At 72.3% G+C, this 25,675-nt stretch carries 29 protein-coding genes; 11 read left to right on the top strand and 18 right to left on the bottom strand.

Translation table 11 applies throughout. The features are described 5' to 3' along the window. Window positions 1-25 precede the first annotated feature (25 nt). From ACFYP3_RS21175 to ACFYP3_RS21185, 3 genes are all read right to left on the bottom strand, one after another. On the bottom strand, window positions 26-574 hold the full coding sequence (locus tag ACFYP3_RS21175; RefSeq protein ID WP_388834634.1) for a hypothetical protein: 549 nt from the start codon (window positions 572-574) through the stop codon (window positions 26-28). A 100-nt stretch (window positions 575-674) separates the two neighbouring features. Continuing rightward, the gene (locus tag ACFYP3_RS21180; RefSeq protein WP_388834636.1) at window positions 675-1,298 is read right to left on the bottom strand and encodes a histidine phosphatase family protein; all 624 of its coding nucleotides are present in this window, start codon (window positions 1,296-1,298) and stop codon (window positions 675-677) included. A 602-nt stretch (window positions 1,299-1,900) separates the two neighbouring features. Further along, entirely contained in the window at window positions 1,901-3,763 is a 1,863-nt protein-coding gene (locus tag ACFYP3_RS21185) for an AMP-dependent synthetase/ligase (protein WP_388834639.1), read from the bottom strand. Window positions 3,764-3,914: 151 nt separating this feature from the next. Between ACFYP3_RS21185 and ACFYP3_RS21190 the strand changes: the two genes are divergently transcribed. From ACFYP3_RS21190 to ACFYP3_RS21200, 3 genes are all read left to right on the top strand, one after another. Further along, entirely contained in the window at window positions 3,915-4,925 is a 1,011-nt protein-coding gene (locus tag ACFYP3_RS21190; protein ID WP_388834641.1) for an AraC family transcriptional regulator, read from the top strand. Between the two features lie 880 nt (window positions 4,926-5,805). Continuing rightward, complete coding sequence (locus ACFYP3_RS21195) at window positions 5,806-5,991, top strand: hypothetical protein (protein ID WP_388834644.1); 186 nt, start codon at window positions 5,806-5,808, stop codon at window positions 5,989-5,991. Window positions 5,992-6,137: 146 nt separating this feature from the next. Then, window positions 6,138-7,307: a lipase family protein gene (locus tag ACFYP3_RS21200; RefSeq protein WP_388834646.1), complete on the top strand. Its 1,170-nt coding sequence runs from the start codon at window positions 6,138-6,140 to the stop codon at window positions 7,305-7,307. An 89-nt stretch (window positions 7,308-7,396) separates the two neighbouring features. Here the strand turns inward: ACFYP3_RS21200 and ACFYP3_RS21205 are convergent, their stop codons facing one another. The 3 genes from ACFYP3_RS21205 to ACFYP3_RS21215 form a co-directional block, all read right to left on the bottom strand. Further along, a complete protein-coding gene (locus ACFYP3_RS21205) occupies window positions 7,397-9,307 on the bottom strand; it encodes an AMP-dependent synthetase/ligase (protein ID WP_388834648.1) in 1,911 nt (636 codons plus the stop codon). A 170-nt stretch (window positions 9,308-9,477) separates the two neighbouring features. After that, a complete protein-coding gene (locus ACFYP3_RS21210) occupies window positions 9,478-10,476 on the bottom strand; it encodes a DUF1648 domain-containing protein (RefSeq protein ID WP_388834651.1) in 999 nt (332 codons plus the stop codon). A 158-nt stretch (window positions 10,477-10,634) separates the two neighbouring features. Beyond that, complete coding sequence (locus ACFYP3_RS21215; RefSeq protein WP_388834653.1) at window positions 10,635-11,480, bottom strand: helix-turn-helix domain-containing protein; 846 nt, start codon at window positions 11,478-11,480, stop codon at window positions 10,635-10,637. A gap of 431 nt (window positions 11,481-11,911) precedes the next feature. Here ACFYP3_RS21215 and ACFYP3_RS21220 point away from each other — a divergent pair, with 431 nt between their 5' ends. The 4 genes from ACFYP3_RS21220 to ACFYP3_RS21235 are packed head-to-tail and all read left to right on the top strand — an operon-like array spanning window position 11,912 to window position 14,353. Then, window positions 11,912-12,340 (top strand): hypothetical protein, encoded by a 429-nt coding sequence (locus tag ACFYP3_RS21220; RefSeq protein ID WP_388834656.1) that lies wholly within the window; start codon window positions 11,912-11,914, stop codon window positions 12,338-12,340. After that, a complete protein-coding gene (locus tag ACFYP3_RS21225) occupies window positions 12,337-13,725 on the top strand; it encodes a hypothetical protein (RefSeq protein ID WP_388834659.1) in 1,389 nt (462 codons plus the stop codon). Before ACFYP3_RS21220 ends, ACFYP3_RS21225 begins: the two co-directional genes overlap by 4 nt. Further along, a complete protein-coding gene (locus ACFYP3_RS21230; RefSeq protein ID WP_388834662.1) occupies window positions 13,722-14,042 on the top strand; it encodes a hypothetical protein in 321 nt (106 codons plus the stop codon). The genes ACFYP3_RS21225 and ACFYP3_RS21230 overlap by 4 nt, the downstream gene beginning before the upstream one ends. Beyond that, window positions 14,039-14,353 (top strand): hypothetical protein, encoded by a 315-nt coding sequence (locus tag ACFYP3_RS21235; RefSeq protein ID WP_388834665.1) that lies wholly within the window; start codon window positions 14,039-14,041, stop codon window positions 14,351-14,353. The genes ACFYP3_RS21230 and ACFYP3_RS21235 overlap by 4 nt, the downstream gene beginning before the upstream one ends. A 112-nt stretch (window positions 14,354-14,465) precedes the next feature. Here the strand turns inward: ACFYP3_RS21235 and ACFYP3_RS21240 are convergent, their stop codons facing one another. The 5 genes from ACFYP3_RS21240 to ACFYP3_RS21260 form a co-directional block, all read right to left on the bottom strand. Next, window positions 14,466-15,788, bottom strand: coding sequence for a dicarboxylate/amino acid:cation symporter (locus ACFYP3_RS21240; RefSeq protein ID WP_388834668.1), 1,323 nt, complete (start codon window positions 15,786-15,788; stop codon window positions 14,466-14,468). Window positions 15,789-16,162: 374 nt separating this feature from the next. Further along, window positions 16,163-16,435 carry a DUF4229 domain-containing protein gene (locus ACFYP3_RS21245; RefSeq protein ID WP_388834808.1) on the bottom strand — a complete coding sequence of 91 codons (273 nt, stop codon included), beginning with the start codon at window positions 16,433-16,435 and terminating at the stop codon, window positions 16,163-16,165. Between the two features lie 151 nt (window positions 16,436-16,586). Beyond that, entirely contained in the window at window positions 16,587-17,111 is a 525-nt protein-coding gene (locus ACFYP3_RS21250) for a GNAT family N-acetyltransferase (protein ID WP_388834671.1), read from the bottom strand. Between the two features lie 108 nt (window positions 17,112-17,219). Further along, window positions 17,220-18,383 (bottom strand): aminofutalosine synthase MqnE, encoded by a 1,164-nt coding sequence (gene mqnE, locus ACFYP3_RS21255; protein ID WP_069920704.1) that lies wholly within the window; start codon window positions 18,381-18,383, stop codon window positions 17,220-17,222. A gap of 60 nt (window positions 18,384-18,443) precedes the next feature. Further along, window positions 18,444-18,899: an Lrp/AsnC family transcriptional regulator gene (locus ACFYP3_RS21260; protein ID WP_030710106.1), complete on the bottom strand. Its 456-nt coding sequence runs from the start codon at window positions 18,897-18,899 to the stop codon at window positions 18,444-18,446. Between the two features lie 122 nt (window positions 18,900-19,021). Between ACFYP3_RS21260 and ACFYP3_RS21265 the strand changes: the two genes are divergently transcribed. Further along, window positions 19,022-19,156, top strand: a complete 135-nt coding sequence (locus tag ACFYP3_RS21265) for a hypothetical protein (RefSeq protein WP_267884487.1) — start codon at window positions 19,022-19,024, stop codon at window positions 19,154-19,156. Here the strand turns inward: ACFYP3_RS21265 and ACFYP3_RS21270 are convergent. Then, window positions 19,153-19,842, bottom strand: a complete 690-nt coding sequence (locus ACFYP3_RS21270; protein ID WP_388834674.1) for a UbiX family flavin prenyltransferase — start codon at window positions 19,840-19,842, stop codon at window positions 19,153-19,155. The two genes, ACFYP3_RS21265 and ACFYP3_RS21270, sit on opposite strands and share 4 nt — an antisense overlap. 91 nt (window positions 19,843-19,933) lie before the next feature. On the opposite strand from ACFYP3_RS21270, the gene ACFYP3_RS21275 reads away from it, so the two are divergent. Further along, entirely contained in the window at window positions 19,934-20,554 is a 621-nt protein-coding gene (locus tag ACFYP3_RS21275; protein WP_388834677.1) for a rhomboid family intramembrane serine protease, read from the top strand. 65 nt (window positions 20,555-20,619) lie between these two features. Here ACFYP3_RS21275 and mqnP read toward each other — a convergent pair whose 3' ends face one another. Genes mqnP through ACFYP3_RS21295 form a run of 4 tightly spaced genes read right to left on the bottom strand, consistent with a single transcriptional unit; the run spans window position 20,620 to window position 23,760 of the window. Next, window positions 20,620-21,543, bottom strand: coding sequence for a menaquinone biosynthesis prenyltransferase MqnP (gene mqnP / locus ACFYP3_RS21280; protein ID WP_388834680.1), 924 nt, complete (start codon window positions 21,541-21,543; stop codon window positions 20,620-20,622). Then, on the bottom strand, window positions 21,540-21,830 hold the full coding sequence (locus ACFYP3_RS21285) for a hypothetical protein (RefSeq protein ID WP_388834683.1): 291 nt from the start codon (window positions 21,828-21,830) through the stop codon (window positions 21,540-21,542). Before ACFYP3_RS21285 ends, mqnP begins: the two co-directional genes overlap by 4 nt. After that, the gene (locus ACFYP3_RS21290) at window positions 21,827-22,306 is read right to left on the bottom strand and encodes a hypothetical protein (protein ID WP_388834685.1); all 480 of its coding nucleotides are present in this window, start codon (window positions 22,304-22,306) and stop codon (window positions 21,827-21,829) included. Before ACFYP3_RS21290 ends, ACFYP3_RS21285 begins: the two co-directional genes overlap by 4 nt. Continuing rightward, complete coding sequence (locus ACFYP3_RS21295; RefSeq protein ID WP_388834688.1) at window positions 22,303-23,760, bottom strand: menaquinone biosynthesis decarboxylase; 1,458 nt, start codon at window positions 23,758-23,760, stop codon at window positions 22,303-22,305. Before ACFYP3_RS21295 ends, ACFYP3_RS21290 begins: the two co-directional genes overlap by 4 nt. 90 nt (window positions 23,761-23,850) lie before the next feature. Here ACFYP3_RS21295 and ACFYP3_RS21300 point away from each other — a divergent pair, with 90 nt between their 5' ends. Further along, entirely contained in the window at window positions 23,851-24,174 is a 324-nt protein-coding gene (locus ACFYP3_RS21300) for a PLD nuclease N-terminal domain-containing protein (protein ID WP_388834691.1), read from the top strand. A 10-nt stretch (window positions 24,175-24,184) separates the two neighbouring features. On the opposite strand, the gene ACFYP3_RS21305 is transcribed toward ACFYP3_RS21300, so the two are convergent. After that, window positions 24,185-24,556, bottom strand: a complete 372-nt coding sequence (locus ACFYP3_RS21305) for a cupin domain-containing protein (protein ID WP_388834694.1) — start codon at window positions 24,554-24,556, stop codon at window positions 24,185-24,187. Window positions 24,557-24,715: 159 nt separating this feature from the next. On the opposite strand from ACFYP3_RS21305, the gene ACFYP3_RS21310 reads away from it, so the two are divergent. After that, complete coding sequence (locus ACFYP3_RS21310) at window positions 24,716-25,117, top strand: MarR family winged helix-turn-helix transcriptional regulator (protein WP_388834811.1); 402 nt, start codon at window positions 24,716-24,718, stop codon at window positions 25,115-25,117. A gap of 30 nt (window positions 25,118-25,147) precedes the next feature. Here the strand turns inward: ACFYP3_RS21310 and ACFYP3_RS21315 are convergent, their stop codons facing one another. Then, window positions 25,148-25,651 (bottom strand): SRPBCC domain-containing protein, encoded by a 504-nt coding sequence (locus ACFYP3_RS21315; protein ID WP_388834697.1) that lies wholly within the window; start codon window positions 25,649-25,651, stop codon window positions 25,148-25,150. Between the last annotated feature and the right edge of the window lie 24 nt (window positions 25,652-25,675).

The following is a 25,675-nucleotide window of genomic DNA, read 5'->3' on the forward strand; positions in this document are numbered from 1 at the left end:
ACAGCTCGCTCCGGCAGGGGGACCGTCAGAAGAGGAACGTGGCGATCCCGACCAGCATCCCGGCCACCGCACCGAGCACCATGGCGCCGAACAGGCCGACCATGCCCGCGAGGAAGTACACCTCTCCGTCCTCGACCCTGCCGCGGCGGGCACAGGAGAACAACCAGGACGCAAGCGTCAGGAACGGCACGAGGAGCAGCCCGGTGGCGGTGCCGAAGTCGAACACGGCGCTGCCCGAGAGCTCGTAGGCCTTCCCCCGGGCCGTCCTGACCTCCACGTCGGTGCCGAACCGATACTTCTCATCGGCCGTGTCCAGCACGATCTCGCGCCCCTGCTCCCCGGGGTCCCGGGGGGTGTACCACCCCGTGCAGTCGGTGCCCGTCGTGTAGCCCTCCGCGTCGGTGGCCTCCTCGCACCGGTGGATCGAGACGACCCCGTCCACCGGCCCGAAGCCGAGTACGGCGGCCATCTGCGGCCCGGGCAGCAGCCACACCAACCACCCGGCCACCGCGAGCGTCCCGACGACCCCGACCCCGGCCGCCCCCCGCCCCCACCTCCGCACGCCAGCGCGCACAACGCCCTCCCTCTCCCCCGGGGCGATACCCGCGCGGGGCGGCGCGTAACGCGCGGCGCGCGGCCGGGTCGAAGTCGAGCGGTGACGAGTCCGGACCGCCTTAGAAGTGCAGCTCGGGCGGGAAGCCGGTCCAGCGGAGTTCGGCGGGGAGGTGCCGCATGTCGTTGGAGAAGAGGACGGAGGCGGGCCGATCGGGCACGTACCGGATGACCGTCAGGGCGGCGTTGGCGTGGTTGAGGCCGAGCCAGCGCCACTTCGGCGCGTGCATGGCCTCGCGGACGAGCCAGGCGATCAGGAAGTTGTGGGTGACGACCAGTTCGTGGCGGTCCTCTTCGCCGTCCACCGGACCGGTGAACAGCTCCATCGCCTCCCGCACCAGCCCAGGTCCCCGCTCCCGCTCCTCGTCCGAGGCGCCTTCGAGAAAGCGGAGGTAGAGGTCGGCGGATTCCGGGGGGAACTCCTCCCTCTGCGGCACGTACGGGACGTAGTCCCCGGCAGCCTCCGACCGGTGCAGGGGAACGTCCTCCAGCTGGTCGACGATCAGCTGCGCCGTCTGCTCGGCCCGGGGCAGCGGACCGTGATGCACGGCAACGAGCGGGACGTCTCGAAGTCGTCGGCCGAGCAGCGTGGCCTGCCGACGCCCGTCCGCCGTCAGCCCGCTCTCGTCCGGCAGCGCCTCGCCGTGCCGGACGAGATGGAGGTACCGCGTGGCCGTGCCCGTCATTCCGAACTCCCCCGCCGTGATCGATCTTGTGCACCAGTGGACGCCACCCCTCCCCGTGCCGGTTCCTCGCCCCAGAAACGTGTGCCCAACCCAGGCCGGCGGCCAGCCGCCGAGCCGACCGAAGCGGTTAGCGATCGACGGCGGCTTATGCCCAACCCAGGAAGACAGCCAGCCGCCGAGCCGACCGAAGCGCGTAGCGATCGACGGCGACTTATGCCCAGCCCAGGAAGGCCGGCAGACGCCAAGCCGACCGAAGCGCGTAGCGATCGAAGGCGGCTTATGCCCAACCCAGGAAGGCAGCCAGCCGCCAAGACGGCCGAAGCGCGTAGCGATCCGGGGCGCACCCGGACCCCACCCCGGCCGGAGGTCACGGACGTGCCCGCCTCCCTCCCGCCCGCCCGGCCCGTTCCTTCAGGGGTTTCCCGGCTGTCTTCGTGTTTTCGTGGCGGGTCGGTCGGTCAAGGGTGGCCGCAGGCCATCGCGCAGCGACGCGACGAAGGAGCGCCCTTGAGGGACCGACCCGCCACGGAAGGACGATGAGACCGACGGGAAACCCACCCGCACCCGCACCGCACCGCACCGCACCCCCAACGCCCGCCCCCTCACCCCCCGTACAGCCCCTCGATCACCTCCGCGTAGCGTTCCGCCACCGCCGCGCGGCGGAGTTTCAGGGTCGGGGTCAAGGTGCCCGCGGCGGTGGTGAAGTCCTCCGGGAGGATGTGGAAGGCGCGGATGCGGGCCGGGCGGGAGACCGTGGCGTTGGCTTCGGCCACCGCCGCTTCGATCAGGGCGCGGACCGCCGGGTGCGTGGCCGGGGTGGGCCCCGGGTCGAGGCCCTCGCGCGTCGCCCAGGCCGCGATCTCCTCCGCGTCCAGGGTGATCAGGGCGACCGGGTAGGGGCGGCGGTCGCCGATCAGGACCGCGCGGGAGACGTAGCGCGAGCGCTGGACGGCGAACTCGACCTCTGTCGGGGTGAGGTTCTTCCCGGCGGAGGTGATGATCAGCTCCTTCTTCCGGCCCGTGATGCGCAGGTAGCCGTCCGCGTCGAGTTCCCCCAGGTCACCGGTGTGCAGCCAGCCCTCCCCGTCCAGTGCGCGCGCCGTCGCGGCGGCGTTCGCGTGGTAGCCCGGGAACACCATCACCCCGCGCGCCAGCACCTCACCGTCCTGCGCTATCCGTACCTCGCAGCCCGCGATCGGGCGCCCGACCGTCCCGTGGCGCACCGCCTCCGGGTGGTTGAGGGAGATGACCCCGCCCGACTCCGTCATCCCGTACCCCTCGAAGACGGTGATCCCGCAGGCGCGCAGGAAGTCCAGGGTCGCCGGGGCGATCGGGGCGCCGCCGGTGAGCGCCCACTTCAGCCGGCCTCCGAAGGCGGCCCTGACCAGGGAGTAGAGGGACTTCTCCGCCGCCTCGTACGCCGCCCGCCGGTCCTCCGGCAGCCGGCCGTCCGCCGCGAGCACGCCCACCCGTACCGCCTCCTCGAAGCGTTCGCGGCCGCCCTCCCGGGACTCCGCCAGCGCGAGCACCACCGAGTGCAGCTTCTCGAACAGCCGCGGGACGGAGGGGAGATGGGTCGGCGCGACCTCCGCGATCTCCGTGAGCACGTCCTCGATCCGGCCGCCGAAGTAGCACAGCTCCCCGCCCTCCAGCAGGGTCGTGTACTGGATCAGCTGGGCGAGCATGTGCGCGAGGGGCAGGTACAGGTACGTGGAGTCGCCCGGCCCGCCCTTGATGAGGGGGACGGTGGCGTCCTGGATGGCGCCCAGGTTCCCGTGGGTGAGGGGGACGGTGGCGTCCTGGATGGCGCCCAGGTTCCCGTGGGTGAGGCGGCAGCCCTTGGGCAGGCCCGTCGTGCCCGAGGTGTAGACGATCGACGCGTCCGCGGCGGGGGTCACGGCCTCCGCGCGGGCCCGCAGCACGGCCTCGGCACACTCCACTCTCTCCACCCCCTCGACCCCAGCCACCCCCTCGTCCCCAACCACCCCCTCGACCCCAACCACCCCCTCCACCTCGACCAACCCACGCCCCACCCCCGGCAGTTCGTCCATCAGCACCACCGACCGCAGCGCGGGCAGTTTCGCCCGGAGCGCCCCGACGCGTTCCGCTTGTCGCCCGTCGTCGCAGACCACGACGACGGCTTCCGAGTCCGAGAGGACCCAGGCGAGTTCCTCCTCCCCCGCCGTCGGGTAGACCGGTACGAGGGCCGCGCCCGCCGCGAGCACCCCGAAGTGCGTGTACGTCCACTGCGGCCGGGTCTCCGCCAGTACGGCGACCCGCTCCCCGGCGGCGACGCCCAGGCCGAGCAGCGCGCACCCGACGGCCCGTACCTCCGCGGCCAGTTCCCCGTACGTACGGGTCTGCCACCCGCCCTCCGGCGACCGGAACCGCAGGGCCGTCTCCGGCCCGTACCGCGCCTCGGTCCACTGGGTGAACACCGCCAGCGTGCTCGGCCGACCGTCCATCGCATGCCCTCCGGGGAGTTGGTGACCCCCGACGCTAGGCAGGCGCACGGCCGCCACGGCATGACCGGAAGCGTCACCCCCGCTGACCCGAGCGCTCACCGGTCCGCGCACGTCCGTATCGCCCCGCGCCGCCGCGGGCTACCGTCGAAGCATGGGGAGGCGGACGATCACCGTGCACCACGTACGCGCCCTGCTCGCGGGGGCGCGCGGCAGCGGCATCGACACCGTGCCGCTGCTCCAGGAGGCGCAGATCCCGCCGCTGCTGCTGGGCGACGACCGGGCACGGATCACACCCGCGCAGTTCGCCCGGCTGTTCCGGGCGCTGTACCGGACCACGCAGGACGAGTTCCTCGCGCTGAGCGCGGTGCCGAGCCGTCCCGGCACCTTCGCCATGATGTGTCACGCCTCGCTCGGCTGTGGTGACCTGGGCGCGGCGACGGAGCGGGCGGCGGCCTTCTACGGGCTGTTCCCGGGCGGGCCGGAGCTGGCGCTCGAAGTGGCGGGCGGCGAGGCCCGCTTCACGGTGCGCAACGACTTCGCGCGGGACGAGGACCGTTTCCTCACCGAGTGCGTGCTCGCGATCTGGCACCGGCTGAGCAGCTGGCTGGTGGGGCGGCGCATCCCGCTGGCGTACGCCGCGTTCGCCTATCCCCCGCCGCCGCACGAGGAGGAGTACGAGGTCCTCTTCGACTGCCCGGTCCGTTTCCGCGCGGACCGTACGGGCGCCGCCTTCGACGCGCACTGGCTGACCGCGCCGCTCGTACGGGACGAGCCCGCGCTGGACGCGATGCTCCGGCGCGCGCCGTTCGACCTGCTGTCGCGCCCCGAGTACGGGACCACGGTCGCGGAGCAGGTACGCCGGACCCTGACGCAGCGGCTGCGGACGTCGCCGCGGCTGCCCGCGCTCGGCGAGGTGGCGGCGCGGCTCGCGGTGTCCCCGGCGACGTTGCGGCGCCGGCTCCAGCAGGAGGGGACCTCGTTCCAGCAGCTGAAGGACCACGTGCGGCGGGACGCGGCGATCGCGGGCCTGGCGGAGAGCGGCGAGCCGATCGCGGAACTCGCGGCGCGGCTGGGCTTCTCGGAGGACACGGCCTTCCACCGCGCCTTCCGCCGCTGGACGGGCACGACCCCGGGCGCCTACCGCATCGCGTCGAGCGGCTAGCCGGAGCCGCCCCGCCCAAAGGCCGGGGCCCTCCGGGCCGGGAACCCGAGAGCCCGGGAACCCGGGAACCCGGGAACCCGAGAGCCCGGGAACCCGAGAGGCCGGGAGGCCGGGAACCCGAGAGGCCGGGAGGCCGGGAACCCGAGAGGCCGGGAGGCCGGGAGGCCGGGAACCCGGGAGGCCGGGAACCCGGGAGGCCGGGAACCCGGGAGGCCGGGAACCCGGGAGGCCGGGAACCCGGGAGGCCGGGAGGCCGGGAGGCCGGGAGGCCGGGAGGCCGGGAACCCGGGAGGCCGGGAGGCCGGGAGGCCGGGAGGCCGGGAACCCGGGAACCCGGGAACCCGGGAACCCGGGAGGCCGGGAACCCGGGAGGCCGGGAACCCGGGAACCCGAGAGGCCGGGAGGCCGGGAGGCCGGGAGGCCGGGAGGCCGGGAGGCCGGGAGGCCGGGAGGCCGGGAGGCCGGGAACCCGGGAGGCCGGGAGGCCGGGAGGCCGGGAACCCGGGAGGCCGGGAGCCCGGGAGCCCGGGAGCCCGGGAACCCGGGAGGCCGGGAGGCCGGGAGGCCGGGAGGCCGGGAGGCCGGGAGGCCGGGAGGCCGGGGAGCCCGGGAGGCCGGGGAGCCCGGGAGGCCGGGAGGCCGGGGAGCCCGGGAGGCCGGGAGGCCGGGAGGCCGGGGAGCCCGGGAGGCCGGGGAGCCCGGGAGGCCGGGCTCGGGGCGATTTGGGCAGCTCCGGGCTGCTGTCAAGTCCCGGGATTCAGTGGCGTGACGCCGGGTCCCGGGTGGAGCGCAATGGATGCACCGGCTCGGGCCCCTCTACCCGCTACCCGCTCGCCACCGCCATCGGCATCGCCATCGGCATCGCCTGAAGGAGAACGTCATGACCAGCATCCATCGCCTCGCTCTCCTCAGGGCCGCCATCGCCGTGGGAGCCATACGCGTGGCCCCCAGTGCCATCGGCGACTCCACCCCGGCCATCCCCTCCACCGGGACCCTCATCCCCATGAGGCCCGCCCGCACCGGGCCCGATTCCGCCGAGGGGACGGCGCAGGCGAGGGCCGCCTGAGACGGCAGCCCAGGCGGGGTGCGGCCTCGGCCCCGTGCGTTTTCGGGCCAGGAAAGCTGAGCTGCGCGGTCAGCGACCTTCCTGCTGGTCGGTCACTACCTTCGGCTCACCGATCCCCGCACGGAACGAGCCTCCGGGAGCCCCCCATGCGTTTGCGCAGCACCGCCCTCGCCGCCGTGGCCGCCCTGGCCGTCTCGGCGGTTCCGGCCGCGATCCCCACCGCCGGCGCCGCCCCCGCCTCCGCCCCCGCCTCCGCCTCCGCCCCCGGTGACATCGTCGCCAGCGCCCCGTCCGCCTTCCACCCGTTGCCCGGCCAGCCCACCAACACCCGGGCCTGGAAGATCCACTACCGCTCGACCACGGCCGACGGGGCCCCGAACGTCGTCTCCGGCACCGTCATCGTCCCGCAGGACGGCCGGACCGGCCCGCGCCCCCTGATCACGTACGCCGTCGGCACGGTCGGCCTCGGCGACTCCTGCGCGCCGAGCGACAACCTCCCGCGCGGCACCGCCATGGAAGCCAACCTCATCCAGCAGCTCACCCTCCGCGGCTGGGCCGTGGTCGTCACCGACTACGAGGGCCTCGGCACGCCGGGCGTCCACACCTACACGGTCGGCCGCTCCGCCGGGCACGCCGTCCTCGACGCGGCCCGCGCCGCCCAGCGGCTGCCCGGGACGGGCCTGTCGCCGACCGACCCGGTCGGCATCATGGGCTACTCCCAGGGCGGGCAGGCCAGCAGCTGGGCCGCCGAGCTGCAGGGCGCGTACGCCCCCGAGCTCCAGGTGAAGGGCACGGCCACCGGCGGTGTCCCCGCCGACCTGCTGGAGGTCGCCGACTTCAACAACGGCTCCTACGGCGCCGGGCTCATCTTCATGGCGGCCGCCGGCCAGGACGCGGCCTTCCCGGAGCTGAAGCTGGACTCCTACCTCAACCCGGCGGGCCGGCTGCTGGTCGCCGGGATGAAGGAGAACTGCGTGGCGATCGACGCCGTCGCCGGCTCCTTCAAGCGGATCTCCGACCTGACCACGCGTGACCCGCTCGCCCAGCCGGACTGGCGGGCCCGGCTGAACCAGAGCCGCCTCGGGCGGACGGCCCCGGCCGCGCCGGTGTACCAGTACCACGCGCTCGGCGACGAGTTGATCCCGTACGGGGTGGGCCGGCGGCTGCGCTCCGACTGGTGCGCCCGCGGCGCGAACCTCGAATTCGACACCGTCTGGGTCGGTGAACACGTCAGCGGCGTGATCACGCACTCGCTGGCGGCGGGGGACTGGCTGGCGGACCGCTTCGCCGGCCGTACCACGCACGCCAACTGCTGATCCGGCACGCCGCACGACGCCCCGTCGGGGGGATCACTCCCCCACGGGGCGGGGGCAGCAGAGCCCGGCCACACCCGCCCGGCCCGCCGCTAGGCGTTCCGCGGTCCGCGGTACAGCTCCTCGATCCGGTCCGCGTAGTCGCGGGCGACCGCGCCCCGCTTGAGTTTCATCGACGGGGTCAGGTGGCCGCGCGCCTCCGTGAAGTCGCCGGGCAGGACGGCGAAGCGGCGGATCGACTCGGCCCGCGACACCAGCCGGTTCGCCTCGTCGACCGCCCGCTGGAGGTCCGCCAGCAGTGCCTCGTCCCGCACCAGCTCGCGCATCGGCACGCCCTGCTTCTTGTGCATCTGGCGCCAGTGCTGCAGTCCGTCCGGCTCCAGGGTGATCAGCGCGGTGATGTACGGGCGGTTGTCGCCGACCACCATGCACTGGCCGACCAGCGGGTGGGCGCGCAGCCAGTCCTCCAGGGGGGCGGGGGCCACGTTCTTGCCGCCGGAGGTGATGATCAGGTCCTTCTTGCGGCCGGTGATGGTGAGGTACCCGTCGGCGTCGAGCTCCCCGATGTCGCCGGTGGCCAGCCAGCTGCCGTACGGGAGGGCGTGCCCGCTGTTCCAGTAGCCGGCGAAGACGTGTCCGCCGGCCAGCAGCACCTCGCCGTCTTCCGCGATGTGTACGGCCGTGCCCGGGAGCGGCCAGCCCACCGTGCCGAGTCGGGGGTGCTGGGGCGGGGTCACGGTGCTCGCGCCGGTGGTCTCCGTCAGTCCGTAGCCCTCGAAGACCTCGATGCCGGCGCCGGTGTAGAACGCGGCGAGCCGCCGGCCGAGCGGGGAGCCGCCGCTCAGGATGTAGCGGACGCGGCCGCCGAGCGCGGCCCGGATCCGTCGGTAGACGAGCGGGTCGTACAGGGCGCGGCCGGCGCGCAGCGCGAGCCCGGGGGCCTTGCCCTTGGCCAGCTCGCCGAGGCGCTGTGCGATGCGGGCGGCCCGGTCGAAGGAGGAGGCCCGGCCCATGCTCTCGGCGGTGGCCCGGGCGGTGTTGTAGACCTTCTCCAGCACGTACGGGATGGCCAGGAGGAAGGTCGGCCGGAAGCCGGCGAGGTCGGCGAGGAGGTCGTCGGTGCTGATGCTGGGCGCGTGTCCGAGCTTGACGCGGGCCCGCAGGCAGCCGACGGCGACCATGCGTCCGAAGACGTGGCTGAGCGGGAGGAAGAGGAGGGTGGAGGCCGGGTCCCTGCTGACGGACTTGAAGACGGGGTGCAGCAGTTCGACCGCGTTGTCGACCTGGGCGAAGAAGTTGGCGTGGGTGATCACGCATCCCTTGGGCTGCCCGGTGGTGCCGGAGGTGTAGATGAGGGTGGCGACGCTGTCGGGGGTACGGGCGGCCCGCCGGTTGTGCACCACGGCGTCGGGGATGCGTTCCCCGGCCTTGATCAGCCGGGCCACGGCGCCGGTGTCGAATTCCCACAGGTGCGCGAGCCAGGGCAGGTGGGCCCGCTCGTTGCTGATGAGCCGGGCCTGTGTCGTGTCCTCGACGGCGCAGGCCGCGGCTCCGGAGTCCTGGATGATCCAGCGGGCCTGGAGGGCGGAGGACGTGGGGTAGATCGGTACGGTGACCAGCCCGGCGGCCCATCCGGCGAAGTCGAGCAGGGTCCACTCGTAGGTCGTGCGGGCCATGATCGCCAGCCGGTCACCCTCGCGCAGTCCCTCGGCGATCAGGCCCTTGGCGACGGCGAGCACCTCGGCCGCGAACTCGGCGGCCGAGACGTCGCGCCAGGACCCGTCCCGCTCCTTGCGGGCGAGGACCGCTTCGCGGGGGGCCTGGTGGGCGTTGTCGAAGGGGATGTCCCCGAGGGATCCCTGCTGCGGCGGTCCCACGAGCGCGGGGACCCGTACCTCGCGCACCACCCCGTCGATGACGGTCTTGACGGGTTCGACGGGGCTGACGCGGCTGGCGGTACCAGCGGGGCTGACGGGGCTGGCGGGCTTCAGCTCGGCTCCCATGGCGCACTCTCCTTGGCTCGGCACGAGCGTTACCGCGGGTAATTTACGGAGCGGTAACCCGGTCCGACCAGCCCCCGGAGCCCTTCTTCACGGACGCTCCACCCCACTGACACCGATCGGTGCCACTGCCACCGATCTGTGTGCACACGTGGAGATCACCGCCGAACCCGTCACGTGGCGCGCGGGTGTCTCGCCTGGGGTGCCTGACGGGCGCCGGTCACGAGGGAGTTGAGGAGGGCCGCGCCGCGGGCGGCGTCGTCGACGCTCACCGCGAAGTCCTTGCCGCGGGAGCGGACGACCAGGCATTGCCCGGCGCGCAGCATCACCGTCGTGCCGAGCCCGCTGAGCCTGTAGCCCCAGCCGCCGACCTGGGCGGGCGTCCGTTCCTCGGCGCGGGCCGATTCGATGTCCGCGGCGGCCCAGCGCCGTACGGGCCACCCGAGCGGCCCGAAGCCGACCTCCAGCCCCCGCCCCGTGACCCGTGCCCGTACGGAGGAGAAGGCGAGCGTCAGAGCCGCGGCGACGCCGAACGGCGCGACGAGCCGCCACGCGGGCCCGAGCAGCCCGCCCGCCCCGGCGACCGCGGCGACGGCCGCGACGGCTCCGAGGACGGCGGCGGTGAGCCGGAGCCACGGGTTCGAGGTCCGGGCGAGCCATACGAGCCGCTCGCCCGCGGGGACGTCCATGACGGGAGCACCGGCGGACGGGCTCACGGGCGCCACCCGCCCCTGACGGTGGACCCACGCGCCGGCAAGGGCCGCCAGGACCGCCGCGGCGAGCACCGCCGCCCCCACCCGGCCGTCCAACGGATCGGCCTGCCGCCAGTCCTCGTGGTCCAGGTTGGCCCGTACGATCGCGGCCTGCGTGCCGGCCAGGAGCACACCGCCGGGCAGCAGTACGACCCGGGCCCGGGGCCGAGCCACGGCGAACACGGCGACCCCCAGGGCCAGTACGGCCCAGATCGCCACCGGGAGGGCCAGCGACTCCCCGAACGACATGGAGCCGTCGGGCACCCCGGACGCGCCGACCCCGCCGCCCCAGTGGGTGGCCAACCGATCGGGCAGCCGTGCGCTCGCCGTCAGGGGCAGTGCCACCAGCACCACCCCGACCCCGGCCACCCAGGCGGCCAGCCCTAACGCCCCGCCCCTGCCCGTGCCCGTCCAGCTCACGGCGCCCCCTTGATCAGTTCGATGAGATCGTCCTTGCCGTAGCCCAGGCGCGCCCCGTCGGCCACGGTCACCCCGCGCCCCGCCGGAACTCCGGCATCCCTTCGTCGCGCAGGGCTGGCACCATATTGCTCACCCGCTCCAGCTGGTGGGGAGACGGCCTAGGCGGCGGCCGGCGGACAGTCGCGGCACCAGCCCGGGGCCGGGGCGCGGAAGGCGCGATCGCAGTTGTCGCAGTTCTGGAGGGGATCCGGCCGTCTGGGCCGCCGGACCACCGGGGTGGGCGGCAGGTGCGGCGGGAGCAGTTCGGTGAGCCGGTACGCGAGGACGGCCGCGGGGTCGCGCATGCGGTCGGGGAGGCCGCCGGACAGCGCTCGGGCCACCGCCTCCGGGTCGGCACCGCGCTTCAGCCAGGCCGACACCCCCGGGACGAGCCGCCGTACGTCGCGCTCGGCCAGCAGGAGCCGCGGGTCGTGCCGTCGCAGCCCGGCGAGCAGATCGGCCGCGCCGTGGTGCAACGCCCGCGGCACGGGCAGACCATCGAAGGCCCGGTCCCTCCGAGCCGACGCCGGCTCCGCACCCGGCTCCGGACCCGGCATCGGCCCCGGACTCGGCAAAGGCCCCAGGACCGGTGGAGGCGCCGCGAGCGGGGGCGGGGGCGGGGCAACCGGACCCGGCGGGTCGTCGCAGGGCAGCGGGTCACCGGAAGGCGGCGGGGGACCGTCCGGAGTCGGCGGGCGGTCGGGATCAGCGACGCCCCCCGGCCTGTTGTACGAGAACGTCCGGGTCACCACCCGCCCGCTGGCCAGCCGCTCGCGCCGCCGTTCCAGGTAGCCGTACCGCTCCAACTCCCGCAGGGCGGAAGCGATCCGCACCTCCCCCTCGCGAAAGCGTTCCGTGAGCGCCTTGATCCCGACGGGGGCCCCGTCGGGCAGCGACTGGATGTAGCTGCCGACCCCGATCGCCGTCGCCGACAGATCGGCGTGCTGGAGGAGGTGGTTGCCCACCACGGTGAAGTCACGCCGGTGCGGCGTGTTGACGTGAATGACACCGGATCGGGGGGTCCCGGATCGAACACGGGCCGCTGCGCGCGTCGGCGCGCTAAGGTGCTGGGGAGCCATTGGGAAGTGGTTTCGACTTCCTTGTTGGTCAGGCCCTCGGCCGGGATGCCAGTCCCGCCGGGGGCCGTCTCGTGTCTGAGGTGGTCGGGCCGAGCATATGCCCGCCAACCCTCCCCGAATCCAGCCCTGTTGGCACGTTTCACCCATCCGAGCGACATGCTCCGGGTTTGGTGGGGTTGGTTGGTTCTTTCCCCCGGTTCTTTGGGTCTTCACACGTCCGCCCCCACCGCATCGCGGCTCTCCGCGACCCCGTGCGAGCCATCCCGCACCCCCCTGCGATTTAACATGCGCATGACCACCACAGCAGGGGGGAAGTCATGACGTTCGACGCGGAGTGGGCCGAGTGCAAGGCCGCCGCGCAGGCCGGGGAGCAGCCCGTTCCCCCGCGCCTCCCCGGACCTGCGCCCGCCGGGGACCTGGTGGTCGGGGCGCCGTCCGTCAACGGCAACGCGAACCTGCTGATCGAGATCGCCGCACTGCTGCACGAGGGCCGTCCCGACGGCGACGCCAGCACGATGGCCCGCGCGCCCCGCGCGCACCCCGATGTCGCGGCGCAGGCCCTGCGCTTCGCACGGTTCGCCGACGACCAGTTCAAGGACACGGTGGCCCTGTTCGCCGGCCTGGCCACCCGCCTGAAGACGGCCGGCACCGGCTTCGCCCGCGTCGACGACGACACCGCCGCCGCGTTCCTCCGCATGGTCGTCGACGCCGGCGTGTACGTGAAGCCGGAGGACAAGGACCGTTGAGCGGCGGCCTGAGCCACCACGCGGACGTCCGCTTCCTCGCCGAGTGCAGTCCCGCGCTCGTCGAGCGCAACGCCGACGAGTTCCGCCGGCTGCGCGAGCTCCTCGTACAGGTCGAGGAACCCGCCCTGCGGGCGGAGCGGCACACCCATTGGCACAGCGAGGGGAGCGAGACGTACCGCTCGCGCCTCACCGACGCCCGGGAGTTGGTGACGCACATGGCCGAGGCCTTCGACAAGGCCGCGAGCGCCCTGCACGCCTACGCCCTGGCCCTCGCCACCGCCATGTCCCACTACGGCAACGGCACGCGGTCGGAGCGGGCGCTCGCCTCGCTCATCGCCACCAAGGGCGTCGCGATCACCAAGGTCGCGCAGGAGGCGGAACCGATGCGCCAGTGGGAGGACATGCGCGCGACGACCGGCGTCCTCGACTTCCTGGCCGAGGTCACCCTGGACGTGGACGACATCCGCGACGAGGCGAACCGGCTCCACGACGACGCGGGCGGCAGCTTCCACCTGGCCCGGACGGTGGAACGGGAGGCGCGCGAGGCCTGTGTCCACGCGCTGAAGCAGGCGTACGAGCTGATGCCCGCGCTGCGGATCCGCGGCGGCGAACGGCCCGACCTGTACGCCGCCATGGCGGACCTGCGCCGGGAGGGCGAGGAGGCGCGCACCAGCCCGCTGACGCACCTGCCGGGCGGCGCCCCGAAGCGGGAGGTGCACGGGACGGTCGGGGACACCTACATGTCGCCGGAGCTCAAGGACATCCGCACGCGCATCGCCGGCCTGCCGCAGGGCGAGGACATGTACTGGAACCCGCCGGAGGGAGACGCGGAGAAGGCCCGGTGGATCTCCCGCAACAAGGAGGTCCTGCGGGCCGCCGCCGAGCACGCGGGACTGCCCGAGGAGCTGGTCGCGGGCATCGCCTGGAACGAGATATCCGGGCAGCCCGGCTACGCCGACGACGTCACGGACCACCTGCGCCGCGCGGCCGCCTTCCCACTGAGCCCCCTCACGCCCGAGAACCTTCCCCACCGGCTCGGCGGCGTGCCCGACCAGACCTCCTTCGGGCCGATCGCCATCCAGCTGCGGCGCGGCGCCGAGGTACTCGGCTACGACCCCGAGCACCTCACGGACGCCCAGCGCGACCTGGTGGAGGAGTCCCTCCAGGACCACCGGCAGAACGCGTTCATCGCCGCCGGCCACCTGGCCAGGATCAAGGCGGAGACGGCGTACGCGGACGTACCGGCCGACCAGTTGACCGGGGCCCAGATGCGCGAGATCGCGGCCCGCTACAACGGCGGCCCGTACTGGGAGTCGCGGAAGGCCCAGAACTACGGCGATGATTTCACCGACGGACTGGGCCAGGTGAAGGAAGCGATGCGATGACGCACCCGCGCGCGGGCGTCGACCTGCCCGGGGACCACGGCCCGCTGAAGTGGGTCGTCGGGGTCCCGCTCGCCCTCGTCAACCTGCTCGACGCCTTCTTCGTCTACACGGCGGTGCGTTACGGGCCTGCGGCCGGGTGGGACGACCAGGGGTACGCGGGGACGACGGCGGTGTGTCTGCTCGCCCTCGGCCTCAGCGTGACCGGGTTCCTCCTCACCCTCGTCCCGCCGGTCCGTCGGATGCTGGGCCCGTGGTGGTTCGTCCCGCCGGTCGTCCTCGGGGCGGTCGCCTGGATCCGGATGGTGACGCTGTCATGAGGCTCCCCCGCGAGAGCGTCGACCTGCCCGAGGACCGGGGCTGTCTGCAGTGGGTGCTCGGCGTCCCGCTCGTACTGCTCTACGTCCCGGCCGCGTTCGCGTGCTACGTCGCCCTGGCCCTGCGGCCCGGGTCGCCGTACGACCCGATCCGCGACGACGCCCGGTTCATGGGCGACTGCTCCGTCGTGCTGTGTCTGCTCGGGCTGCTGATCACGATCACCCCGGTGTTCCGGCGGACGATGGGCCGGTGGTGGTTCGCCGTGCCGTTCCTGCTCGCGACGGTCGCGTACTTCCGCGCCCGGACCGTCTGACGGCCCGGAACCAGGGACCGGAACGAGGGATTGGGACCAGGATCCGGAACCCGCTCCGGACGCGCCGCAGCCCCCGCCCGGACGGGGGCGGGGGCTGCGGCGAGAGCGGTGATCAGGCCGCGACGGCGACCTGGGTCGGGGCGGGGGCGGGCTCCTCGTCCAGCGGGGAGGCCGAGGCGGAGGCGTAGGCCTCCTTGTCCAGGATCCCCTCGCGGGCCGAGACGATGACCGGGACCAGGGCCTGGCCGGCCACGTTCGTGGCGGTGCGGATCATGTCCAGGATCGGGTCGATCGCCATCAGCAGGCCGACGCCCGCGAGCGGCAGGCCCAGCGTGGAGAGGGTCAGTGTCAGCATGACCGTCGCGCCCGTCAGACCGGCCGTGGCGGCCGAGCCGATGACCGAGACGAAGACGATGAGCAGGTACTCCTTGATGCCCAGCTGTACGTCGAAGATCTGCGCGATGAAGATCGCGGCGAGCGCCGGGTAGATCGCGGCGCAGCCGTCCATCTTGGTGGTGGCGCCGAACGGGACGGCGAAGGAGGCGTATTCCTTCGGGACGCCGAGGCGTTCGGTGACCTTCTGGGTGACCGGCATGGTGCCGACCGAGGAGCGGGAGACGAAGGCCAGCTGGATCGCGGGCCAGGCGCCCTTGAAGAACTGGACGGGGTTGACCTTGGCGACCGTGGCGAGCAGCAGCGGGTAGACGCCGAACATCACGAGGGCGCAGCCGATGTAGATGTCGGCGGTGAAGGTCGCGTACTTGCCGATCAGGTCCCAGCCGTACGTGGCGATCGCGGTGCCGATGAGGCCGATGGTGCCGATCGGGGCGAGGCGGATGACCCACCACAGGGCCTTCTGGAGCAGTTCCAGGGCGGACTCGGCGAGGTCGAGGACGGGCTTCGCCTTGCTGCCCAGCTGGAGGGCGGCGATGCCGGCGACGACGGCCAGGAAGACGATCTGAAGGACCTTCAGGTCGGTGAACGGCGTGACGATGTCCGTCGGCACGATCCCGGTCAGGAAGTCGATCCAGGAGCCGGTCTTCTTGGGCTCCTTGCCGTCGGCCGCGGTGAGGCCGGTGCCCGAACCCGGGTCGGTGAGCAGGCCGATCGCGAGGCCGATGCCGACCGCGATCAGCGAGGTGATCATGAACCAGAGCAGCGTGCGGGTGGCGAGCCGCGCGGCGTTGTTCACCTTCCGCAGGTTGGTGATCGACACCAGGATCGCGAAGAAGACGAGCGGGGCGATGGCCAGCTTCAGCAGCTGGACGAAGATGTCGCCGGTCTTCTCCAGCGTGGTGGCGAGCCAGCTGATGTCCTGGCTGCGGGCTATCCAGCCGAAGAGGACACCGAGGGCGAGACCGGCGACGATCTGGGCCCAGAAGGGGAACTTGAACGAGGCCTTGGCAGGGGCCTGGGGGGTCGCGGACACGGACACTCTCCGGAGGTGGCGCACAAAGACGAGGGGGGAAGTGCTGCGGTTTGTGATGCGGTGCGGCAGCAGCCGGAAGGAGCCGGCCGGGACCGCTGCTGTATCGATTCAGCTCAACAGCAACAGGCCGCGGGCGCGCGGCGGCAGAGGTCGACGTGCAGGCGCGTCACGAGCAGGAGGCTCGTGGTCATCGGGTGCGCAGCTGTGGTCAACATGTTCAACACGCTAACACTTCTCCTTTGGGAATCTCAAAGGGGCCCTTTGAGACAACGGCGCACGAGGCCCTCTTGCGCCGACCCGGAAAACACCACCGCCCCAGCGTTACGGGCGGTATTCCCGGTGCTGGGGCGGTTCGGTGTGTGATGAACCCGACTGTGGCGTTACGAGCGCACGCGCGCCGCGTCGTCGACCTCGTCCTCCTGGCTGCGGTTCGCGGCGAGCTTCTCCTTCGCACCCGCTACGCGCCCGGAGATCTGCCGGGACATCTCGTCGCGCTGCTTGCGCAGGAGCACGAAGGAGAGCGGCGCGGAGAGGACGAGGGCGAGCAGCACGATCCAGGCGGCGTTGGCGTCGCCGAGGCCGGCGGGCACCCAGCCGAGCCGGACGAGACCTGCGACGACGACGAGGCATCCGACGAAGATGCCCAGGCGCATCGCGGTGTATCGGATCGCTGCGCTCGGCTTGAGGGACACGGTGACCCCTTCTCTCTCGTCGTGGTCGTACGTCGGCTGGTGCCCGTCCAGTGAAGCACGTCGGGCCCGCACCGCGGCCCTCCGGGGTACGGGGCGGGCGGCACCCGGCCCGTCAGTACAGCGGCAGCAGCATCGTGATGTCGTCGCGGTCGTCGCCCGGGGCCACCCGGACGGCGCCGGGGACGCGGCCGACCTCCTTGTAGCCGCAGGCCGCGTAGAAGTGCTCCAGGCCGTGACCGCCGCGGCAGGTGAGGCGGATGGCGTCGACGCCCCCGAGGGAGCGGGCCGCGGCCTCCGTCGCGGCCATCAGGTCGCGCCCGTAGCCCTTGCCCTGATGGCGCGGATGGACCATGACCGTGTACGCCCACAGCCAGTGGAGCTGCAGCCGGTGGGCGTTGCGGGTGAGGAAGGCGGTCGCGGCGACCGAGCCGTCCTCGTCGTGCCCGACGAGCAGGCGGCAGCTCCCGTCGGCGACGCCGACGAGGTGCTTGTCGAGTGCGGGGCGGATGTCGTCGAAGGTGACCGGCGGTACGAAGCCCACGGCGCCGCCCGCGTTCGAGACGTCGGCCCACAGCCCGAGGATTCCATCACGCAGGGAAGGGTCGACGACCGGGTCCAGGGTGAAAGTAAGGGTCATTTTCCAAGTTTACCCATTACCTCATCGGCCCGTCCAGAAAAAGTTAAACCCCGGCCCATGGGCCGGGGTTAACTCGCCGGGAGGGGGTCGGACCAGGCCGACGGGGCGTCAGACGCGCATGGCCTGCGGGGTCTCGCGCAGCCCCGCGTCCGGACCGGGGTACTCACGGATGATCTCGTAGCGCGTGTTGCGCTCGACCGGGCGGAAGCCCGCTTCCCGGATCAGCTCCAGCAGGTCCTCGCGGCCCAGCTTGTTCGGGGTGCCGTAGTTGTCCGCGTCGTGCGTGATCTTGTACTCGACGACCGAGCCGTCCATGTCGTCCGCGCCGTGCTGGAGCGCGAGCTGGGCGGTCTGCACGCCGTGCATCACCCAGAAGACCTTGACGTGCGGCACGTTGTCGAAGAGCAGGCGCGAGACGGCGAAGGTCTTCAGCGCCTCGGCACCGGTCGCCATCGTCGTGCGCGCCTGGAGCTTGTTGCGCACCTTGCCGTCCTGCATGTCCACGAAGTCGTGCTGGTAGCGCAGCGGGATGAAGACCTGGAAACCGCCGGTCTCGTCCTGGAGCTCGCGCAGCCGCAGCACGTGGTCCACGCGGTGGCGCGGCTCCTCGATGTGCCCGTACAGCATCGTCGAGGGGGTCTTGAGGCCCTTCGAGTGCGCCAGCCGGTGGATGCGCGACCAGTCCTCCCAGTGGGTGCGGTGGTCGACGATGTGCTGGCGGACCTCCCAGTCGAAGATCTCCGCACCGCCGCCGGTGAGCGACTCCAGGCCGGCCTCGATCAGCTCGTCCAGGATGTCGGAGGCCGACATGCCGGAGATCGTCTCGAAGTGGTGGATCTCGGTCGCAGTGAACGCCTTCAGCGAGACGTTCGGCAGCGCCTTCTTCAGCTCCGAGAGCGAGCGCGGGTAGTAGCGCCACGGCAGGTTCGGGTGCAGGCCGTTGACGATGTGCAGCTCGGTGAGGTTGTCGTTCTCCATGGCCTTGGCCAGGCGCACGGCCTCCTCGATGCGCATCGTGTACGCGTCCTTCTCGCCCGGCTTGCGCTGGAACGAGCAGTACGCGCACGAGGCGGTGCACACGTTCGTCATGTTGAGGTGCCGGTTGACGTTGAAGTGGACGACGTCACCGTTCTTGCGCGTGCGCACCTCGTGGGCGAGGCCACCGAGCCAGGCCAGGTCGTCCGACTCGTAGAGGGCGATGCCGTCCTCACGGGTCAGCCGCTCGCCGGAGCGGACCTTCTCCTCCAGCTCACGCTTGAGCCCAGCGTCCATGTGCCGGTCGCCTCCTCTAGATGCCTCTGCCTGTCCTGCGAACCCTGCCCCACCGTACTCTCAGGCTTCCTCGGGCAGCTCCCCGACCCGGTTCTCCCACTTCGTGGAGAGCACGATGGTGGTGCGGGTGCGCGAGACGCCCTTGGTTCCGGAGAGCCTGCGGATGATCTTCTCCAGGCCGTCCACGTCGTTGGCGCGCACCTTGAGCATGAACGAGTCGTCGCCCGCGATGAACCAGCAGTCCTCGATCTCGTTGAGGTCGCGCAGCCGCCGGGCCACGTCCTCGTGGTCGGCGGCGTCCGACATGGAGAGTCCGATCAGCGCCGTGACGCCGAGGCCGAGCGACCGCGAGTCCACGGTCGCGCGGTAGCCGGTGATGACGCCGGCCGTCTCCAGACGGTTGATGCGGTCGGTGACGCTGGGGCCGGAGAGGCCCACGAGACGGCCCAGCTCCGCGTACGAGGCACGACCGTTCTCCCGGAGTGCCTGGATGAGCTGCCTGTCCACCGTGTCCATTACGTGGAGCCTTCCATTATTCGGCGATCCTGCAAGTCTAGGTATAGAATCTAAGGCGCACAGGGTCAACACCCTGTGAAATCTTTCAACAGATCAATGACGATCTTCAGGAGTGGTTCACCGTGTTCACGATCGAGATGGCCCACGCACACATGCGACAGCTCCAGGAGCTGGCCAACCGATCCCGTGCCCACCAGCCCGCCGCCGCCTACCGCGTCGACAAGGCCCGCAAGCCGCTGTCCGGCAAGAAGGCCTAGTCACCACCGTTCGCCTCCCGGGGAGCACGGGACCCTCCCAGCTCCCCCTCCCAACGGCGGTACAGCCGGTGCGGCACCCCTGCCGCGTCCAGCACCCGCCCCGCGACGAAGTCCACCAGATCCTGGATGTGCGTCGCACCCGCGTAGAACGCCGGAGAGGCGGGCAGCACGACCGCGCCCGCCTCGTCCAGCGCCACCAGGGCCCTGAGCGTCTGCCCGCTCAGCGGGGTCTCCCGCACCGCGACCACCAGCCGGCGCCGCTCCTTGAGCGTCACGCTCGCCACGCGCTGGAGCAGGTCCTTCGACAGTCCGAGCGCCACCCCCGCCACGCAGGCCGTGGACGCGGGGACGATCAGCATCCCCCGGGCCGGGTACGAGCCCGAACTCGGGCCCGCGGCCAGGTCCCCGGCGCCCCAGTACCGGACGTCGTCCAGCGCGGGCCGCGCGAAGGTCCCGGGCTTCCCGTCGGCTCCCCGCTGCAGCCACTCCCCCAGATCGTCGCGCCAGTGCGCGTCGCGGAAGGCGATCCCGGTCTCGTCCAGGAGGGTGAGCCGCGAAGCCCGGCTGACCACCAGGTCGACACTCTCCCCCGCCGCGAGCAGTCCGCGGAGCACCGCCGCCGCGTACGGCGTCCCGGACGCCCCCGAAACCCCGACCACCCACGGGGTGCGCTTGCGCTCAGTCATACCTCCGAGACTATCCGGCCACCCCGGGCGGGCACTCGGTAAGGTGCCCGGACGTTCCGCACTCGGGGCGCGACGAGGGGGTACGGAGACCATGAGCACGACCAGTACGACGGTGCGTCAGGGCGAGTGGCGCCGGAGCGACCGGGCGAAGGCGGCCGGAAAGCTCATGCTGGGCTGGGTCGCGCTCCTGTGGGCCCTGGAGGCCGTGGACCACGCCACCGGGCACGCGCTGGACGCGTACGGGATCGTGGCCCGTGACCCGGACAGCCTGCCGGGCGTCGTCACGGGTTCCTTCCTCCACTTCGGCTTCGACCACGTCGCCGCCAACAGCGTCCCGCTGCTGGTCCTCGGTTTCACGGCGGCCCTGTCCGGGATCCGGCGCTTCCTCGTGGTGTGCGGGCTGATCATCCTGGCCGACGGCATCGGCACCTGGCTGATCTCCCCGCCGAACACCATGACCCTGGGCGCCTCGGGCGTCGTCTTCGGCCTCTTCGGCTACCTGCTGGTCCGCGGCTTCGTGGAACGCAAGGTGCTGGGCGTCGCCGTCGCCGTGGGCATCGTCGCCGTCTGGGGCGGCACGATCGTGACGGGCATCCTCCCCACGGACGCGGGCGTCAGCTGGCAGGGCCACCTCTGCGGCCTGGTCGGCGGCGTCCTGACGGCCCTCTTCCACCGCCGCCCGCCCCGCCACCGCCCCGCCCTCACGGGCTGACGACACAGGGGTCCACGGGCGGCGCGGAGGCGTCGACCGTCAGCCGGCCCGCTCCGGGCCGCCGCTCAGAAGGTCAGGCCGCGGACCACGAGGTCCAGCGAGGCGCACACGAACAGCGCCATGCCGATGAAGCCGTTGACCGTGAAGAAGGCGCGGTTCAGGCGGGACAGGTCGTGCGGGGTCACGATGGTGTGCTCGTAGAAGAAGGCCACCACGACGATCACCAGGCCCACCCAGAACAGCGCGCCCGCGTCGGTGGCGAGGGCGTACCAGGCCAGCAGGGCCGTGGTCACGACGTGCGCGCCGCGGGCGCCCCACAGGGCGGCCGGGACGCCGAACCGGGCCGGGACGGACTTGACGCCGTCCGCGCGGTCCGAGGCCACGTCCTGCGAGGCGAAGATCAGGTCGAAGCCGCCGATCCACACGCCCACCGCCAGGCCCAGGATCACCGCGTCCCAGGACCACGCGCCGGTGACGGCCAGCCAGGCCCCGATCGGCCCGATGGCCTGGGCCAGGCCCAGGATGGCGTGCGGGAAGTTCGTGAACCGCTTGCCGTACGGGTACACCACCATCGGGATCACCGCGACGGGCGCCAGCATCAGGCAGAGCGGGTTCAGCAGCGCCGCCGAGCCGAGGAAGACCAGGAGCGCGATCCCGGCGCCGGTCCAGGCCGAGCGGACCGACACCGCGCCGGTGACCAGTTCGCGGCCGGCCGTGCGCGGGTTGCGGGCGTCGATCTCGCGGTCGATGATCCGGTTGGCCGCCATCGCGAAGGTCCGCAGCCCCACCATGCAGACGGTGACGAGGAGCAGCTCGGCCCAGTGCACGTGCCGGTCGAGCCGGAACATGGCGGTGAGCGCCGCGATGTAGGCGAAGGGCAGCGCGAAGACCGAGTGCTCGATCATCACGAGCCGAAGGAACGCCTTGACCTTGTTGCCCGCCTCCGGCGCGGGTCCCGGTCCGAGGACACCCTCGGCGGTCGTCATCATGCGAGATCCCTCCGGAACTGTTCGAGTTCGGCCCTCAGCCCGTCGAGGGGTACCGGCCCTGTCTCCATGTCGAGGTGATTGGTCTCGTCGTGCCCCAGCGGGGTCAGCCGGACCGTGAACGCGACGGCGTCGTCGCCGACCGGGACGCCGGACAGCCGCAGGGGGTTGCCCCGGCCCTCGCTCACCTCGGCCCGGAAGGCCTCGGATCCGGCCGTACGGGTGCGGGCCGGCAGGCCCTCCGCGAAGGCGGTGACCTCGTCGCCGCCGATCCGCAGGCTCGGGGTCACGCGAGGCTCCGGTGGAACGTTTCCAGGTGGGCCAGGAGCGAAGCCGTGGGGGTCGGTTCCAGTTCCAGGGTCGCGGGCTCCGCCTCCTCGTCCTCGCCCTCCGGCGGGGTGACGTGGGCGGTGAAGGCGTAGCCGTCGGTGCCGGCCGGGCGGGCGTCGACGCGGAGCACGGCGCCGGCCTCGACCGTGCAGGCCTCACCCGTGCCCAACGCGAGCCGCAGCCGCTCGGCGAAGTCCTCCGCCTCGGCGTCGCGCAGGCCGGGCAGCTCGAAGCCGCCGCCCTCGCCGTCCTCCTGTTCCCACATCAGCGCCCAGACGTCGCCGGGGCCGGCGAACTCCTCGGGTGTGACGCCCGCCTGCTCGGCGGCCAGCCGGACGCCGGGGTCCGCCGGGTCGATCTTCGGGCGCAGCAGGGCCACGTAGGCGCTGCCGGTGCCGAGGAAGAGCTCGGGACCTCCGGCCTCGATCGGGCTCACAGGCCGTACTCCTTCCAGCGGCTGTCCACGAGGGCGGCGGTCGCCGGGTCGGACTCGACCATGTCGGGCCAGCCGCCGTCGCGGGTGTAGCCCTCCTCGGGCAGCTTCCTCGTCGCGTCGATGCCCGCCTTGCCGCCCCAGAACTGCTGGTACGAGGCGTGGTCCAGGTGGTCCACCGGGCCTTCCACGACCGTGAGGTCGCGGGAGTAGTCCGTGTTGCCGAGGGCCCGCCAGGACACTTCGTGCAGGTCGTGGACGTCGCAATCGGCGTCCACCACGATGATCAGCTTGGTCAGCGACATCATGTGCGCGCCCCAGATGGCGTGCATGACCTTCTGCGCGTGCTTGGGGTACTTCTTGTCGATCGAGACGATCGCGCAGTTGTGGAAGCCGCCCGACTCCGGCAGGTGGTAGTCCACGATGTCCGGCACGATGATCTTGAGGAGCGGGAGGAAGAAGCGCTCCGTCGCGCGGCCGAGCGGCCCGTCCTCCGTCGGCGGCCGGCCGACCACGATCGACTGGAGCAGCGGACGCTTGCGCATCGTCACGCAGTCGATCTTCAGTGCCGGGAAGGGCTCCTGCGGGGTGTAGAAGCCGGTGTGGTCGCCGAAGGGACCCTCCGGAAGCATCTCCCCCGGCTCCAGCCAGCCTTCGATCACGACCTCCGCGTTGGCCGGGACCTGGAGCGGGACCGTCTTGCAGTCGACCATCTCGATCCGCTTGCCGGCGACGAAACCGGCGAACAGGTACTCGTCGATGTCGCCCGGCAGCGGCGCGGTGGACGCGTACGTCACCGCGGGCGGGCAGCCGAAGGCGATCGCGACGGGGAGCCGCTCGCCGCGCTTGGCGGCGACCGCGTAGTGGTTGCGGCTGTCCTTGTGGATCTGCCAGTGCATGCCGATGGTGCGCTTGTCGTGGCGCTGGAGGCGGTAGAGGCCGAGGTTGCGCACGCCCGTTTCCGGGTGCTTGGTGTGCGTCAGACCGAGGTTGAAGAAGGACCCGCCGTCCTTGGGCCAGGTGAAGAGCGCCGGCAGCTGGTCCAGGTCCACGTCGTCGCCGGTGAGGACGACTTCCTGGACGGGCGCGGCGTCGCCCTTCACCTTCTTCGGGGGCACGTGCACCATCGAGCCGAGCTTGCCGAAGGCCTCGCGGACCCCGATGAAGCCCTGCGGCAGCTCCGGCTTGAGCAGGCCGCCGATCTTCTCGCTGATCTCGCCGTACGACTTGAGGCCGAGGGCCTTCAGCAGGCGGCGGTCGGTCCCGAAGACGTTCATGGCCAGCGGCATCGCCGAGCCCTTGACGTTCTCGAAGAGGAGCGCCGGGCCGCCCGCCTTGTTCACTCTGTCGACGATCTCCCCGACCTCCAGGTACGGGTCGACTTCGGCCTTGATGCGCTTGAGGTCGCCCTCCCGCTCCAGAGCCCGGAGCAGCGAGCGGAGATCGTCGTAAGCCATAGGGGCAAGTATCCGTCACCAACTACTCTGGAGGTGTCACCGGGGCCCCGAGCGGGCCTGCCGTCACTGCCCGGGAGTCGGTTCCACACCGTGCTGCGCTATCTGCCGTTCCTGCTGGTCCTCGCGCTCACCATCTACGCCTTCATCGACTGCCTGAACACGCCCGAGGACGAGGTCAAGCACCTCCCGAAGGTGGTCTGGGTGATCATCATCCTGCTCTTCTCGATCGTCGGGCCGGTGGTGTGGCTGTTCGCGGGCAAGAAGCGCTCGGCCGTCGGAGGTGGCGGCCGCGGAGGCAGGGGGCGGACCCAGTGGGTCGCGCCGGACGACAATCCGGAGTTCCTGAAGTCCCTGCGCGAGGAGCAGGAGAACAAGGACAAGAAGGACAAGGGACGGGACCAGGACCAGGACTAGGCCCCGGCCGTCACCGCGCCCAGGGCAGGACGCGGGTGTCCTCGGCGCCCGCCACGGTGACCACGCCGTCGGCGCGCATGGCGACGTACGCCTCGAAGTGCTCGCAGGCGTGGATCCGGCGCGGCACGTCGGGCGGCAGGACCAGGGTCTGGCCGGCGGCCACCTTCTCGGTGCGGCCGTCGCAGGTGACCTCCAGGGAGCCGGCGGTGAGCAGCCAGACCTGCTCGCGGTTGACGGAGTGCTCGGGTCCGGTGTTGCCGGCGGCCATGTCGACGTGCCAGGTGCTGAGCTCGGAGCTGCCGCGGCTGGGGGCGGCGCGGCCGGTCATGGTGGCGTTCGGGGTGGCGGTGACGTGCTCGGGCGAAACGGTGATGACGTGCACGGCGGGTCCTCGTCTTCTTCTCGGGCAACTGAGTCAAGCTGCTTTACTCGATGGGTTGAGTAAAGCAGCTTGACTCGGCCGTGTCACCATATTTGCGTGACGAGAGAAGAGAACGAGGGCGTCGAGCTGACCTTCCTGCTCGGCCTGGGCTTCCAGCTGATGCTGGGAGAGTTCACCCGGCGCGTGGCCGAGGCCGGATACCCGGACCTGCGCCCCCTGCACGGCATGGCCTTCCAGGCCCTGAAGGGTCCCGGCGCCACGGCGACCGAGCTCGCCGAACGGCTCGGGGTGACCAAACAGGCCGCCGGACAGATCGTCGACGACCTGGAGAAGCGCGGCTACGTCCGGCGCGAGCCGCATCCGGGGGGCGGCCGCCGCAAGCTGGTCGTGCTGACGGCGGCGGCCTACACCCACCTCGCCGTCGCGGGCCGGATCCTGCACGGGCTGGAGGCCGAGCTGGCCGGCAGCGCCGACCTCACGGTCCTGCGCCGGGAGCTCTCGCACCTCGTACGCGCCCTCCACGGGGACGACGGACTGCCGCCCCTGCGCCCGGTGTGGTGAGGGCGGCCCCGGTGGGTCGGGCGCCGGCGGCTACGCCCTGGTGAAGGAGGCGTAGGCCTCGCGCAGCTGCGACCAGCGGGCGTCCGTCCAGGCGGCCCAGTTCACCGGCCGCCCGGACAGGGCGGATTCCAGCAGCTCGAAGTGTTCGTGCCAGCCGGCCAGGCAGTCGAGGCGCTCGTCCTCCGACCCGCCCCGCTCGTTCACGAACCGGATCACCGTCGAATCGGTGCCGACCGCCTCCAGGTGGAAGCGGATCCGCCCGTGCTCGGTGAGCGTGTACTCCACGACCCGCTCCACGTCCCAGGCGGTGACCCGCCCGGTCGCCACGGTCCCGGTGTTCAGCCAGCGCAGCGTGACCGCCCCGCCGAGCCTGCGCTCCAGGACGTCCGCCGCGGCCAGCCAGCCGCGCAGCCCCTCCGGTGTGGTCAGGGCGGGCCAGAGCGCCGCGTAGGAGTACGGCAGGTGCAGCTCGAAGCGGAGCAGCCAGCGGTCTTCGCCGCGGCGCTCGCTGGTGGCGTGGCTCACGAGAGACATGCCACCAGCGTCCCACTCCGGCCG

Source organism: Streptomyces sp. NPDC005533, from assembly GCF_042871845.1.
Classification (GTDB): Bacteria; Actinomycetota; Actinomycetes; order Streptomycetales; family Streptomycetaceae; genus Streptomyces.

Excerpts from the sequence above, each read along its gene's own strand:
- ACFYP3_RS21180 (WP_388834636.1), bottom strand. The coding sequence starts at position 1,298 with ATGACGGGCACGGCCACGCGGTACCTCCATCTCGTCCGGCACGGCGAG.
- ACFYP3_RS21185 (WP_388834639.1), bottom strand. The coding sequence starts at position 3,763 with ATGGACGGTCGGCCGAGCACGCTGGCGGTGTTCACCCAGTGGACCGAG.
- ACFYP3_RS21190 (WP_388834641.1), top strand. The coding sequence starts at position 3,915 with ATGGGGAGGCGGACGATCACCGTGCACCACGTACGCGCCCTGCTCGCG.
- ACFYP3_RS21195 (WP_388834644.1), top strand. The coding sequence starts at position 5,806 with ATGACCAGCATCCATCGCCTCGCTCTCCTCAGGGCCGCCATCGCCGTG.
- ACFYP3_RS21200 (WP_388834646.1), top strand. The coding sequence starts at position 6,138 with ATGCGTTTGCGCAGCACCGCCCTCGCCGCCGTGGCCGCCCTGGCCGTC.
- ACFYP3_RS21205 (WP_388834648.1), bottom strand. The coding sequence starts at position 9,307 with ATGGGAGCCGAGCTGAAGCCCGCCAGCCCCGTCAGCCCCGCTGGTACC.
- ACFYP3_RS21220 (WP_388834656.1), top strand. The coding sequence starts at position 11,912 with ATGACGTTCGACGCGGAGTGGGCCGAGTGCAAGGCCGCCGCGCAGGCC.
- ACFYP3_RS21230 (WP_388834662.1), top strand. The coding sequence starts at position 13,722 with ATGACGCACCCGCGCGCGGGCGTCGACCTGCCCGGGGACCACGGCCCG.
- ACFYP3_RS21235 (WP_388834665.1), top strand. The coding sequence starts at position 14,039 with ATGAGGCTCCCCCGCGAGAGCGTCGACCTGCCCGAGGACCGGGGCTGT.
- ACFYP3_RS21245 (WP_388834808.1), bottom strand. The coding sequence starts at position 16,435 with ATGCGCCTGGGCATCTTCGTCGGATGCCTCGTCGTCGTCGCAGGTCTC.
- ACFYP3_RS21250 (WP_388834671.1), bottom strand. The coding sequence starts at position 17,111 with ATGACCCTTACTTTCACCCTGGACCCGGTCGTCGACCCTTCCCTGCGT.
- mqnE (WP_069920704.1), bottom strand. The coding sequence starts at position 18,383 with ATGGACGCTGGGCTCAAGCGTGAGCTGGAGGAGAAGGTCCGCTCCGGC.
- ACFYP3_RS21260 (WP_030710106.1), bottom strand. The coding sequence starts at position 18,899 with ATGGACACGGTGGACAGGCAGCTCATCCAGGCACTCCGGGAGAACGGT.
- ACFYP3_RS21270 (WP_388834674.1), bottom strand. The coding sequence starts at position 19,842 with ATGACTGAGCGCAAGCGCACCCCGTGGGTGGTCGGGGTTTCGGGGGCG.
- ACFYP3_RS21275 (WP_388834677.1), top strand. The coding sequence starts at position 19,934 with ATGAGCACGACCAGTACGACGGTGCGTCAGGGCGAGTGGCGCCGGAGC.
- mqnP (WP_388834680.1), bottom strand. The coding sequence starts at position 21,543 with ATGATGACGACCGCCGAGGGTGTCCTCGGACCGGGACCCGCGCCGGAG.
- ACFYP3_RS21295 (WP_388834688.1), bottom strand. The coding sequence starts at position 23,760 with ATGGCTTACGACGATCTCCGCTCGCTGCTCCGGGCTCTGGAGCGGGAG.
- ACFYP3_RS21310 (WP_388834811.1), top strand. The coding sequence starts at position 24,716 with ATGCTGGGAGAGTTCACCCGGCGCGTGGCCGAGGCCGGATACCCGGAC.
- ACFYP3_RS21315 (WP_388834697.1), bottom strand. The coding sequence starts at position 25,651 with ATGTCTCTCGTGAGCCACGCCACCAGCGAGCGCCGCGGCGAAGACCGC.